The sequence below is a fragment of the Wolbachia endosymbiont of Oryzaephilus surinamensis genome, assembly GCF_025617515.1.
In the GTDB taxonomy this organism is placed as follows: Bacteria; Pseudomonadota; Alphaproteobacteria; order Rickettsiales; family Anaplasmataceae; genus Wolbachia.
Genome location: NZ_CP092526.1, coordinates 1,093,576 through 1,106,197 on the forward strand (window position 1 = coordinate 1,093,576; position 12,622 = coordinate 1,106,197).

Sequence of the window (12,622 nt, forward strand, 5' to 3'; positions counted from 1 at the left end):
AACTTAACTTTAAATTAATACAATAGTTTTATTTAATATTCTATTGTGAATTCCTGCACTATAAGGTCCATTCTCATTCCATGAGAACCTTTAACTAAAATTACATCATTACCTTGAACAATATTAGCTAAATTACTTTTCAATTGGTTAGAATCATCGAAATGCATGCCTTTTATATTCTCCGGTAAAAGTTTATTCAATTCTAACATAAATTTACCAACTGTATGAACTTTATTCACATTTTGTTCTACTATAGAGTCAAGCAATTCTGTATGAAATACTATGCTTTCATTACCAAGTCCTAACATATCGCCAAGTAGTGCCACTTTTCTTAAATTAGAATATGTACCTAAAGTTCTTATTGCAGCCTTCATTGAAGTAGGGTTAGCATTATAGGAGTCGTTAATCAAATGTACTAATTTTCCATTGTATTTAGCTTGATGAACATTACCTCTACCTTCTGTTACAGTAAAATTCTCAAGTGCTAGTGGTAATTTAGATAAATCAAGTTCGAGACTTTGCAAAACTGCTGTAACAACTAATGCAGAGTATGCAAAATGTTCGCCTTTTACAGGTAAATTACAGTTCATAATTTGACCACTGTTCAGTTTGATTTTTAAATTTAGACCGTTATCGTCTCTTATTAGTTCTAACAAACAAACAGTAGCACTTTCATTCTTACCAAAGCTTACTACATTTCTGTTAGCATTTGATAAGAGATAATCATAATGTTCATTATCCTTATTCAAAACCAAAGTACCATTATTTTTCATACCATGTAGAATTTCTAATTTCGCTTGCGCAATATCAAGTAGAGATGAAAAGTTTTCAACATGCGCAGGTTCAATGTTGGTAATAACTGCAATATCCGGATTGCTAATCTTCGATAACTCTTTTATTTCACCAGCTCTACTCATTCCTATTTCAAGGATTAAATACTGGCAGTCTTCTGGCGCTTTTAGAATCGTAAAAGGCAATCCTATATTATTATTCAAGTTACCTTCATTTACATGAGATACTCCATAATGCAACAAAACAGTGTTAAGCATATCTTTTGTAGTGGTTTTCCCAACACTACCTGTAATTGTGATAACTTTAGCATTAACAAGAATATTTCTAATGTAATATGATGCCATATTATGCAAAGCTTTTAGAGTATCTTGCACAATAATTAGAGGAAAATTTCTATATTTATCTTCGCTTACTACCGCAGCAACAGCTCCTTTTAAAAATGCTTCATGTAGAAAATCATGCCCATCAAATTTCTTTCCCTTGAGAGCAATAAATAAATCACCTTTTTTTATGCTTCTTGTATCCGTTGAAATATTTGAGCTATACACCGAATTACAAACACCCTCCCCTCTTCCGCCAGTAGCATCTATAATATTATTTGCGTTCCATTTTAACATAATTTATCTTTAAAGGTAATTTGAACAAGAAAAGCAGCAAAAATACTACATACTTTGGTAATGTACAAATAATGATTGCTATTTCTATAATTTCATCTTATAATAGATATACAAGCTTAAATATTTTCGTCTATAATTGAGTGTGTTTTACTATCTGATTGTAGAAAGTGACTTGGAGGTATGTATGGCAAAAGATGAGTCAAATAAAAAGTCTATTTTGGCTAAGATAAAAGGCGTGTTTTTTCTTGTGCCTAAAGCACTTATTTATCCTATGAAGAAACCGTTTGCTTCAATTGATGAAATGAAGCATGATGCTAAAGTTTCATTAAAAAACGCTGTGAGTGATTTGCCTAAAGAAGAAGAGAAATATGACCCACCTATAAAAACCACAGAAGCTAGTAAGTACCTCGGCATACAAATAACAAAACAAGAAAAAGGTAAGTTTTTTAGCGTCAAGAACTTTAACGGGGGATATACCTTACTTGAGTCCAGAGAAATTAGATGAAATAAGGGAAGATCTGCCCAATATAACTATTTTTAGAGAAGAAAACAAAATTGTAATTGAAGTTGATGTTGAAAAAATTATCCAAGAAATAAAAGATAAAAATCTAGGTATGGATGAAAAAGTAATGAAAAAGTACGCTCTTGAAGGAATTTATAATAAGATTGATTGTGATCTTAAAAATTTGGCAAAAATTACTGGTGGAGAGTTTAAAGTTCACACAGATCGGAAATTGCTGTATGGTATTGCAGAAAAGTTGTATAGTGGATATGATAGTAAAAAGCAGAAGTCACAGGAAGTTGTAAGGCCTATGGATAAAGAAAAGTCATCAGAGAAAATTTTAAATAATTGGCAAAAAGCTATTAAACAAGATTTTGAAAGTTGCGAAAGCATAAGAGGTAGGGGGAAATAAATTATGGAGAGTGTTATGAAAGAAGTTCAAATAGAGGAAAGGTATCATAGCCTAACTGTTCCTGGAGATATGTATCATTTACAACCAGAAGTTATTGCTGCAAGAAGGGCAAATAGAATAGAAACTTTTTCAAAAAGACACCAAATGGACTATGGGTCAATTTTGCGTGGACAAGATATACAGCTAAAAGACGACGTTTCAAGTCTTGAAGATGCTTCTAGCGAAGCAGCAATAAGCCCACCTTCTACACCAAATCATAAGCAAAATAGAAGAGGACCAGGAATTTAATAAAGTATGGGTAGTACAGCTTATGATGACACTAATATCTTTGCTAAGATATTAAGAGGTGAGTTGTCTTATGAGGAAATACATAAAAATGAAAATGTGCTGGCTTTTCGTGATAAGTATCCTGATGCACCAGTTCATATTCTAGTTATACCAAAAGCTCAATACGTTTCATACGATGATTTTGTTCTGAAAGCTTCCGAAGAGGAAATAGTAAGTTTTTTTAAAACTGTTAGAGAAATAGCACATAAATATAACTTAGAAAAAACAGGATATAGATTAGTTACTAATCACGGTAAAGATGGAGAGCAAGTTATACCGCACTTTCACATACATATTTTAGGTGGTAAAAGATTAGGAAAGCATGTAAATTCATAGTGTTATATGTTTTTTAAATGAGTGAATATTTAACCATATTAATTTTTATCTGTGTATCAATTGTAGTATCCTTTACTTTAGGTGTATTACCTATGTTTCTTGCAGTCAGTAACCCAGATGGTGAAAAGCTTTCTACATATGAGTGTGGCTTTAATCCTTTATCAAGAGCCAGAAAAAGTTTCGACATAAAATTTTACTTAGTTGCAATATTGTTCATAATATTCGATTTAGAAATTGCTTTTCTTTTCCCTTGGGCCGTTTCTTTATCTAAAATAAGCTATTGCGGATTTTGGTCTATGATGATATTCCTTGCAATACTTACTATAGGCTTTCTTTATGAGTGGTGTAAAGGTGCGTTGGAATGGGAATAAATTTATCTAATGGCGACTGGAATCGTTACAAAAAAGAAGGTTTTCTTATCACTAAATTTGGCGATTTAATAGATTATATAATGAACTGGGCAAGGTCTGGTTCATTGTGGCCAATGACATTTGGTCTTGCATGTTGCGCAGTAGAGATGATGCACACTGCATCCAGTCGTTATGATCTTGATAGATATGGCATAATCTTTCGTGCAAGCCCAAGGCAAGCAGATGTTATGATTGTTGCTGGCACGTTAACTAATAAAATGGCAGCAGCATTGCGTAAAGTTTATGATCAAATGGCAGATCCCAAATACGTCGTCTCTATGGGAAGTTGTGCAAATGGCGGTGGCTATTATCATTATTCTTACTCAGTAGTCCGTGGTTGCGATAGAATTGTGCCAGTTGATGTGTATGTTCCTGGATGCCCTCCAACTGCTGAGGCGTTGCTATATGGAATGCTATGTCTACAAAATAAAATAAAACGAACTAAAAATATATAGCATGGATAAAACTGCAAAATACATACAAAAAAAGACTAAATGTGAATGTATTCAGAAAAATGATGGCACTATTGTAATATATTCAGCTTTGAATGACATTGAAAATCACTTACTCTTTCTACGTGATGATGAAAAGTGTAGGCTTGAATTATTAGTTGACGTTTTTGGAGTTGATTACCCAGATAGAGAAAAACGTTTCGAGCTAATATACAATTTGCTCAGCGTTGTACACAATATCAGAGTGCACATAAAGCTTCAGTTATGTGAAGGTGATATACCTCTAAGTGTAGCAAAGATATTTAACGCAGCTTCGTGGTTTGAGCGTGAAGTATTTGATATGTATGGAATAGAGTTTTCTGATCACCCAGATTTACGTAGGATTTTAACGGATTATGGATTCAAAGGTCATCCAATGTTAAAAGATTTTCCTCTCACTGGCTACGAGGAAGTAAGATACGATATAGAGGCAAAAAAGGTTGTATATAATCCTATAGACTTACCACAAGATTTTCGTATGTTTGACAGCTTATCCCCTTGGGAAGTTAGTAAAGCCACAAAAGTAAATATAAAGGAGTAGAAAATGACAGCACAAAGAAAAAAAATATCTTTGATTGGTGCAGGAAATATCGGTGGGACTCTTGCCCATATGATTGCACTAAGAGAGCTAGGAGATGTTATTTTGCTTGATGTAAGCGATGGAATACCACAAGGTAAAGCACTTGACATTACAGAATCATCTCCTATTGATCGATCTAATGTCAATATTACTGGTACAAATAGGTATGAAGATATAAAAAACTCTGACGCAATTATAATAACTGCTGGCATTGCCAGAAAACCTGGAATGAGCAGAGATGACCTTCTGCAAACTAATGCTGCAGTAATGAAAGAGGTTGGGGAAAATATTAAAAAACATTCTCCAAACGCATTTGTAATAGTGGTTACCAATCCTTTAGATGCTATGGTTTCAGTAGTATACAAATCTTCAAGCCTGCCAACTAATATGATTGTTGGTATGGCAGGAGTGCTTGACTCTGCTCGTTTTCGTTATTTTCTTGCAAGTGAGTTAAATATTTCTGTCGAAGATGTATCTGCTTTTGTGCTTGGAGGACATGGTGACACTATGGTACCACTAATCAATTATGCTTCAATTGCTGGCATTCCACTTACCCAAATCATTGAGATGGGTGTGATTACGCGAGGAAAAGTTGATGAAATAGTTGAGCGCACTCGTAATGGTGGAAAAGAAATAGTTGATCTACTTAAATCTGGATCTGCATACTATGCTCCTGCATCTTCAGCCATAAGCATGCTAGAATCATACTTAAAAGATAAAAGGCGTATATTACCATGCGCTGCTTATCTTAATGGTGAATATGGTGTGAAAGACTTATTCATTGGTGTTCCTACTATTATTGGCAAAAATGGAGTTGAGAAAGTTCTAGAAGTTAAAATGAACGATAGTGAACAAGAGATGTTTTATAAATCTGTAAGTGCAGTAAAAGAGCTCTGTCAGCTAAATTAATTGCCCTATAGAATTTCTTTGAGCTCAAGCTTCGAAAACAGTCTAAAAAAATTATTTGTAGTTATTTTTGCTACTTCTTCTGGCGATTCATTCCATAATTTCGCTAAACAATTCACAACGTATTTCACCATTGCTGGTTCATTTTTTTTTCCTCTGTAAGGCTCAGGTGACAGGTAAGGTGCATCAGTTTCAACTAAAACACGCTCACGTGGCACATTTTGTGCAATTTCTCTTAGTAAGTTCGCATTTTTAAAAGTAATAATTCCAGAAAATGAAATGTATAATCCCAAGTCCATAGCCTTATAAGCAAGCTCTTTAGAAGAAGCAAAGCAATGCATTACTCCACTAAAAGCGTCCTTCTTCATTTCTGAATTTAACATATCAATCATCTCACTATCAGCACTTCTAGTGTGAATAACTAAAGGTAATCCTGTTACTTTTGCCGCTTCTATGTGTGATGCAAAACTTTTTTTTTGATTGCTTTTGTTATCAGATTTATAAAAATCTAATCCGGTTTCACCGATACTAATTACCTTTTTGCCCTTAGTAAATTCAATCAATTCATCAGCATTTATACACTCACCTTTTTCCACAGTAGTATCAAGCGGATGTATACCAACGGAGCAGTAGACTTGATCATAGGATGAAGAGATTTTTAATAATTTAGGGATATCATTAATGCTTATACATATGTTATGCAAAATTCTCACACCATTTTGCTCTGCTCTTGAAATTACCTTTGGTATTTCATCATCAGAAAAATAAATTAGATGACAATGAGAATCAACTATCATAAATAGATCCTTTTATGATAGAAGAAAACTCTTCTATCACTTTTTTATAAACTTCTTTTTTGAACGGTATAGCACTGGCTACCAAATCATCCACATTTTGCCAACGCCACTCTTTGAACTCTGGATGATCAGTATAGTTAATATTAATATCCTTATCCTTCCCACAAAATTTCATTAAGAACCACCTTTGCTTTTGGCCAGAATATCTCCCATTCCAGCATATCGGTATAACTTCCTCGGGTAAGTTGTAATATATCCACTCTTTATTTTGAGCCACAACTTCTGCTTCATCAGTACCAACTTCCTCCAATAGCTCACGTAGCGCTGCCTGCTCTAGCTCTTCACCTTCATCAACTCCTCCTTGTGGCATCTGCCAATAAGAGTCACTATCAAAACGTTTTCCAATAAAAATATTTCCCTGTTTGTTAAATAACATTATGCCAACACAAGGGCGATACTCTTTCTCCTCACTAATCACAAATACTCTCTGTTGCTAAATTATCTATCATAGAAGTTCCAACTACTTTTTTACTATTCATTTTTTCAACAATTTTTTTTGCAACTTCTTTTGCGCTTAAGTTTGAGCTATCAATTTCAAGTGAACCTTGAGGGACAAATAGTTTCTTTCCTTTAATTCTTCTCATAGCAAAATCTGAATCAGTAATTTTTCTCTCCTGCTCTCTTTCCTTTAATTGAACGCGCTTTACTAGTTCTCCACTATTACAATATAACACCACAGGGAGAATCTCCACGTTCATTTTTTTACTTAAATTCACCACTGAGTTGTATACTTTTTGATCATAGGAATCACCTTTTATCAATTCGTTTGTAAATATATAATGCTTTGATTCTATATGGTATTTTTCCAATATTGCTAACATATTCTCTCTAATCACAAAAATTTTTTCCCATATTTCACTTGTAACCTCAGCATTTCTGAAGTCAATCATATCAAATATAATATTATTAAACAGGTTATTGTCTACTATCACCCCATCAATAATATTACACAGCTCTTTTGCAATCGTAAGTTTGCCACTACCCGGAAATCCGATTAAGTAAATGATCATACCATCAGAAAACTATCATATATTACAAATATATGTATTATAAACGTTACACTAGAAACATATCAAAAATAGTTCATATTCAGAAATTTTGAGTGTATCATTACAGATAAATTATATAATTTAGAATAATGAATGGTGATACAGAATCAATAAAAAATACAATTGTAGATGTAATAGATCAAAACAAAGGTCAAGATATAGTTACTTTTGATGTACAGAATAAAACTGTCATTGCAAAATATATGATCATTGCATCCGGTGATTCGAGCCGCCATGTAAAAGCATTAGCTGAGCACGTGATGAAAAATCTCAAGCAATATGATAAAATAGATGTAGAAGGTATGGATGAAGGTAACTGGGTGATTGTGAATTTTCAAGGTATAATGGTTCACCTATTCAGGCCAGAAGTAAGAGAATATTATAAGATAGAAGAGTTATGGAATTGATTATCCAGGTAGCTGGTATACACTTTCAAATGTTGTAATTTTGAAGGCAACCCTTATGAAGTTGGTGGTGTCATTCCAGTGCTTGACGCTGGAATCTAGAAAACTTAATCATAAACGAGCACACTATACAACATTTTTGATGAAATTTCATAATAAACTGGATTCCAGCGTCAAGCACTGGAATGACACCATCGTTAACAACACCGTTTACACACAAAATAACATATTATGAAACATAAATCCGAGTTTTTAAACTTCATTCAAGAAAGAGGATACCTATATCAATGTACAAACATTGATAGGTTAGACCAGCTATTATCACAAGATAATTATATAATTGCATACATTGGGTTTGATTGTACGGCACCAAGTTTGCATATTGGCAGTCTCATTCAAATCATGATGCTCCGTCACCTACAAAAATTCGGTTATAAGCCAATAGTTCTACTTGGAGGTGGCACAACAAAAATTGGTGACCCATCTGGTAAAGACAAAGCAAGAAGCGTCTTGCCGATAGAAGATATCAATCAAAATATACTTGGTATAAAGAAAACCCTCGAGAAGATGATATCTTTCGATTATGGAAAAACTGGTGCAATCATAGTAAACAACGCAGATTGGTTAGATAACATAAAATATATAGACTTTTTGCGTGATATAGGGACACATTTTTCTGTAAATCGCATGTTAGGCTTTGATAGTGTGAAAATTAGGCTAGATAGGGAGCAAAATCTAAGCTTTCTCGAGTTTAATTACATGTTGTTACAAGCCTATGATTTTGTCGAGTTGAATAAAAAGTATGGCTGTCGTTTCCAGATTGGAGGGTCAGACCAATGGGGAAATATAGTAAACGGAATTGAACTTAGCAAAAAGTTAAATTTACCTGAGCTGTTTGGTCTTACCACACCTCTTTTATTAAACGCACAAGGAAAAAAGATGGGCAAAACTGAAAGTGGGGCAGTATGGCTTGATGGCAGCATGCTAAATTCTTATGATTACTGGCAATATTTTCGCAATGTTGATGATCAAGATGTTGGTCGTTTTTTGAGGCTTTTCACCGATTTATCAATTGATGAAATTAAAAAACTAGAATCCTTGAAGGATCAAGAAATAAATGAAGCAAAAAAGGTCTTGGCAACAGAAGCGACAAAAATATGTCATGGTTGCAAAGAAGCGAAACTTGCACGATCTGCTGCAATCTCTGCTTTTGAAAATGAAGACAGTTCATTGCTTTCTGGTTACACTATCACAAGAGAACAAGTTGCAAATGGCATACTCCTGATAGACTTGCTTCATGACACCGGTTTTGAACCTTCAAAAGGTGCGGCAAAGCGTTTAATACAGGGAAATGGATGTAAAGTTAATGATAATACTATAAACGATGTTAACTATACAATAAACTCTGAAAGCTTTGAAGGTCAGCCATTTATCAAATTATCTGCAGGAAAGAAACGCCATATTAAAATTTTAGTGAGTGAAGTAAGAAAGTGAATTTGTATCTGTTCAGCAGAGTGGTAAAATAAGGTAGGCGGGAAAAGACAACTACAAGAATAAATGGGTATTATACAAGTAGCTGGCACTTTCTTTCGCACAAAAATATTGTAAAGCGCTTTCGTATTTACCAACTTAGTATCTGATCTGGAATCTCAGCACTAGGAAACCTTATTATAAAGTAATGCTAGCACTTTCTTCACGCACATTTGTTAAGACTGCTACTCCATCAACTTTAGTATTAGGCTTTAACAGTTTATATGTTACATTGCCAACCGTTAGTGCTGCTGCTGTAATTGCAGCCACTGCTATAACTATAGGTATTAACTCAGCTGTCACTGTTCGAGTTGCAAAAAGTGCCACTGCTATAGCAGTACCTAATAATGTATCTGCCCCACCAGCAATCTGCCCTTTCTTAATTGCTGAACGATTAAGATAGTGTAAAGGAGTATTTCCCAACATATCTACTGAATTAACATCGGCACCTTTTTTTATTAGAACATTTGCTATGTTTATACTTTTAAGATGAGTAGTCTCATGTAAAGGAGTCTCTCCTCCTGCACCTTTTTCATTAACATTTGCACCTTTTTCTATGAGAGCGTTTGCTATGTTTATACTATCAAGATAAGTAGTATTATGTAAATTTGATGATTTAGCATATTTTTGTAACCTCGCTTTAAAGTCAATGTAGTTTAATTATTAAAATTAATGTGTCAATATACACCAGAGTGATATTAAAGGATTTTTGATGAGTAGAAGTAACCTCTGTGCAAAAAATTCCTTATGAACCTGAGCGTTCAGGAAGGACAAGGTGATCAGAAAGTAATTCTATTTACTTGTAGTCTAGGAGGAATAGATACATTATCTAATGCACTACTAATCCTAGTATTCCTTTCATTAATCGCTGCAGTTGGTTGAAAAGTGGCATAGATATATTGTGGTATGTCATTAATTCGTACTATAATAGAATTAATACATTCAATATTACCTTTATGTATAGCGATGCCAAGTGGCGTTAAGCTGTACGTCTGACCAGTTGGAGATATTACAGCATTGTGATTAGCAAGAATATCTTGCAATATACCACTATTTTGAGCATGAGTTAAAATCGAATTAATATGTGCATGATTACCCTCATGTATAGCAAAGCCAAGTGATGTTAAGCTATACGTCCAACCATCTGGAGAATACAAAGTATTTTTAGCAGTAAGAACTTCTTGCAATATACCACTATCTTGAGCATGAGTTAAAATCGAATTAATATGTGCATGATTACCTTCATATATAGCAAAGCCAAGTGGTGTTAAGTTGTACTTCCAACCATCTGAAGAATACAAAGTATTTTTAGCAGTAAGAACTTCTTGCAGCTTACCATTATTTTGAGCTTGTCTTAAAATAGAATTAACATATTCATTGTTATTTCTATATATAGCAAGGCCAAGCAATGTTAAAATGTATGTCCAATTATTCAGAATATCTTGCGATACAACATTATTTTGAATCATTGTTGAAATGTAGTTACAACATTCCTTATTATTTTCATATATGGCAAAGCTAATTGGTGTTAAAATATGCGTCAGACCATCTGAAAACTGTAAAATATTTTCAGCAATAAAAACGCCTTGCAGCATATCATTATTTTGAGCTTTTTCTAAAATAGAACTGATACATTCTTTATTACCTTCATATATAGAGAAACTGAGTGGTGTTAAAGCATACTCCATAGTATTGAAATACTGTACAATATTTCTAGCAGCAAGAATATCTTGTAGTATTCCACTGTCCTGGGCTTTTGTTAAAATATCATTAATATATCTTGGCTTATTGTGATGTATAGCAAAGCCAAGCGATGTTAAGGTGTACATCAGACTATCTTGATAGTTTATAATATTTTCAGTATTAATAATCTCTTGCAGTGTACCGTTATTTTGAGAATGTATTAAAATAGAATTAACGCATTCGTCATTACATTTGAATATGGCGAGGCTAAGTAGTGTTAAAGTGCGTTCCCCACCTCTTGGAAATCTTACTATTACCCACAAATATAAAGTTCGTGAGCAAGTCGCCATCCTTCTGCTAGATCAAAGAGACGTCTCCATCCTTTCCAAATAGTAATGGGGCCTGGTTCTAGATCATTTTTTCTAGCCAAATGTCCTCCAAGTTGAGCAATCCATGAAACAGCTTCTTTTATAGTAGGAGTTGCATTTGAACATGGTTTTCTATGTATTTTTACATATAGAACTTTCCATTCTTCTTCGGCTAATAAGGTAGTACACGGTAATGTTGGATCAGTTCTTGCAATTGTTGTAATAAAGAAAATTCTCCAAGCAATAATACTCATTACTGTTAAATATCGCATCAACCTTTCTGCTGTTCCAAGCCTACATTCTTCAACTTTGAGACCAGATTTTAAAATTTTATGTAATATTTCTATTTTCCATCTAAGACAATACCACCTAACTTTTTCAACAGCTTCATCAAAGGTATTGACTGGAAGATTTGTTAAAAGCATCCACTCTAGCGGATTTGTTTCAGAAGGAAAGTCTTTTTCAACAACGTAAACTGCATAGTGTGGTAATTTAAGTAATTCTTCTGTCTTATGCCTAATACTATTCTTAGATGGATGCATAATAAACTTTCCGAATCTAACTTCCAAATGTGCTGTTCTTTTTGGCTTATTATCTTTTGCAGGAACTTCAACTTTTACCGTACCTGCACAATGAGAGGATTTAATAAATTCCCATAACTTCTGCTCACCTTTTTCAGGATATCGAGATTTTCTATTTACTGCCCTATCTTTGGAAGCTCTAACTAACACTGCCGAATTAAGATTATATGCAAGCTCAAAAAACTCATATATATCTGCTTCTCTATCGCATATGGTTATAGTCTCAGTTTGAGTTGAATCAATAATGTTGTTTGTGTTGCTTAAAGTTTCTAACCATTTTATACTCTCTTTATCTTCAATGCGGATACTGTCATTGTTCTTTTTTTTTATGTTTTCAGATTCTTCAGGTCTTGAATAAATTTTTTGATCTAGTATCCCTAGTACCAAACCTTCTATACTAACAGCTAGAGCTGTATGCATTATAATACCTTGACTATGTTTTCTTGTAATAACTCCCAATCCACTTGTTTTTTCATGGTCTGTGTATGAAATATAACTTGTATCTTGGATCACAAAAATTTTTTTATGGGCTTTTGTTCTTTCAACTGTTTTAGCAACGTGTGAAGCTAGAATATCGCCTTCTTTCACGTTCTCATTTTGAAAAAAACGATATGCTGCTTTTGCTTCTGACCAACTTCCACACGCCTGATTGATTGAGCTTTCAGGTAAACTTGTAAAACTATCAGCAATATTTACTAATCGGTCAGTTAACCTTTTATCTCCAAGTACAGCATCTCCAAATTCATTTTCAGCCCATTCATTATTCCTGTTTGCCAT

Annotated in this window: 17 protein-coding genes; 10 read left to right on the plus strand and 7 right to left on the minus strand. The window is 33.7% G+C overall.

Features of this window, described 5'->3' with window-relative positions; genetic code table 11:
* Positions 1 to 32 precede the first annotated feature (32 nt).
* Positions 33 to 1,409 carry a UDP-N-acetylmuramoyl-tripeptide--D-alanyl-D-alanine ligase gene (locus MJ631_RS04940; protein WP_019078639.1) on the minus strand — a complete coding sequence of 459 codons (1,377 nt, stop codon included), beginning with the start codon at positions 1,407 to 1,409 and terminating at the stop codon, positions 33 to 35.
* Between the two features lie 184 nt (positions 1,410 to 1,593).
* Between MJ631_RS04940 and MJ631_RS08145 the strand changes: the two genes are divergently transcribed.
* Genes MJ631_RS08145 through mdh form a run of 8 tightly spaced genes read left to right on the plus strand, consistent with a single transcriptional unit; the run spans position 1,594 to position 5,376 of the window.
* Positions 1,594 to 1,914, plus strand: a complete 321-nt coding sequence (locus tag MJ631_RS08145) for a hypothetical protein (protein WP_262986223.1) — start codon at positions 1,594 to 1,596, stop codon at positions 1,912 to 1,914.
* A complete protein-coding gene (locus tag MJ631_RS08150) occupies positions 1,892 to 2,323 on the plus strand; it encodes a hypothetical protein (RefSeq protein ID WP_262986224.1) in 432 nt (143 codons plus the stop codon). The genes MJ631_RS08145 and MJ631_RS08150 overlap by 23 nt, the downstream gene beginning before the upstream one ends.
* 3 nt (positions 2,324 to 2,326) lie before the next feature.
* Positions 2,327 to 2,611 carry a hypothetical protein gene (locus tag MJ631_RS04955; protein WP_019236871.1) on the plus strand — a complete coding sequence of 95 codons (285 nt, stop codon included), beginning with the start codon at positions 2,327 to 2,329 and terminating at the stop codon, positions 2,609 to 2,611.
* 6 nt (positions 2,612 to 2,617) lie between these two features.
* Positions 2,618 to 2,986 carry an HIT domain-containing protein gene (locus tag MJ631_RS04960; RefSeq protein WP_006014413.1) on the plus strand — a complete coding sequence of 123 codons (369 nt, stop codon included), beginning with the start codon at positions 2,618 to 2,620 and terminating at the stop codon, positions 2,984 to 2,986.
* A 17-nt stretch (positions 2,987 to 3,003) separates the two neighbouring features.
* The gene (locus MJ631_RS04965; protein ID WP_012481929.1) at positions 3,004 to 3,357 is read left to right on the plus strand and encodes an NADH-quinone oxidoreductase subunit A; all 354 of its coding nucleotides are present in this window, start codon (positions 3,004 to 3,006) and stop codon (positions 3,355 to 3,357) included.
* Positions 3,348 to 3,851 carry a NuoB/complex I 20 kDa subunit family protein gene (locus MJ631_RS04970; protein WP_007302257.1) on the plus strand — a complete coding sequence of 168 codons (504 nt, stop codon included), beginning with the start codon at positions 3,348 to 3,350 and terminating at the stop codon, positions 3,849 to 3,851. The genes MJ631_RS04965 and MJ631_RS04970 overlap by 10 nt, the downstream gene beginning before the upstream one ends.
* A gap of 1 nt (position 3,852) precedes the next feature.
* Positions 3,853 to 4,428, plus strand: coding sequence for an NADH-quinone oxidoreductase subunit C (locus MJ631_RS04975; RefSeq protein WP_007302258.1), 576 nt, complete (start codon positions 3,853 to 3,855; stop codon positions 4,426 to 4,428).
* 3 nt (positions 4,429 to 4,431) lie between these two features.
* Entirely contained in the window at positions 4,432 to 5,376 is a 945-nt protein-coding gene (mdh, locus tag MJ631_RS04980; protein ID WP_007302259.1) for a malate dehydrogenase, read from the plus strand.
* 5 nt (positions 5,377 to 5,381) lie between these two features.
* Here the strand turns inward: mdh and MJ631_RS04985 are convergent, their stop codons facing one another.
* Genes MJ631_RS04985 through MJ631_RS04995 form a run of 3 tightly spaced genes read right to left on the minus strand, consistent with a single transcriptional unit; the run spans position 5,382 to position 7,240 of the window.
* Entirely contained in the window at positions 5,382 to 6,170 is a 789-nt protein-coding gene (locus MJ631_RS04985; protein WP_007302260.1) for a TatD family hydrolase, read from the minus strand.
* On the minus strand, positions 6,160 to 6,648 hold the full coding sequence (locus MJ631_RS04990) for an RNA pyrophosphohydrolase (protein ID WP_007302261.1): 489 nt from the start codon (positions 6,646 to 6,648) through the stop codon (positions 6,160 to 6,162). The genes MJ631_RS04985 and MJ631_RS04990 overlap by 11 nt, the downstream gene beginning before the upstream one ends.
* Positions 6,641 to 7,240, minus strand: a complete 600-nt coding sequence (locus MJ631_RS04995) for an AAA family ATPase (protein ID WP_052264674.1) — start codon at positions 7,238 to 7,240, stop codon at positions 6,641 to 6,643. The genes MJ631_RS04990 and MJ631_RS04995 overlap by 8 nt, the downstream gene beginning before the upstream one ends.
* Positions 7,241 to 7,368: 128 nt before the next feature.
* Here MJ631_RS04995 and rsfS point away from each other — a divergent pair, with 128 nt between their 5' ends.
* Both rsfS and tyrS read left to right on the plus strand, forming a co-directional pair.
* A complete protein-coding gene (gene rsfS / locus MJ631_RS05000; RefSeq protein ID WP_007302263.1) occupies positions 7,369 to 7,686 on the plus strand; it encodes a ribosome silencing factor in 318 nt (105 codons plus the stop codon).
* 228 nt (positions 7,687 to 7,914) lie between these two features.
* Positions 7,915 to 9,177 carry a tyrosine--tRNA ligase gene (tyrS, locus tag MJ631_RS05005; protein WP_262986225.1) on the plus strand — a complete coding sequence of 421 codons (1,263 nt, stop codon included), beginning with the start codon at positions 7,915 to 7,917 and terminating at the stop codon, positions 9,175 to 9,177.
* 174 nt (positions 9,178 to 9,351) lie between these two features.
* Here tyrS and MJ631_RS08155 read toward each other — a convergent pair whose 3' ends face one another.
* The 3 genes from MJ631_RS08155 to MJ631_RS05020 form a co-directional block, all read right to left on the minus strand.
* On the minus strand, positions 9,352 to 9,864 hold the full coding sequence (locus MJ631_RS08155; RefSeq protein ID WP_341819029.1) for an ankyrin repeat domain-containing protein: 513 nt from the start codon (positions 9,862 to 9,864) through the stop codon (positions 9,352 to 9,354).
* Between the two features lie 128 nt (positions 9,865 to 9,992).
* Entirely contained in the window at positions 9,993 to 11,219 is a 1,227-nt protein-coding gene (locus tag MJ631_RS05015; RefSeq protein ID WP_262986227.1) for a WD_0033/WD_0034 family tandem repeat-containing protein, read from the minus strand.
* Positions 11,210 to 12,622 (minus strand): IS4-like element ISWosp2 family transposase, encoded by a 1,413-nt coding sequence (locus tag MJ631_RS05020; RefSeq protein ID WP_214303148.1) that lies wholly within the window; start codon positions 12,620 to 12,622, stop codon positions 11,210 to 11,212. Before MJ631_RS05020 ends, MJ631_RS05015 begins: the two co-directional genes overlap by 10 nt.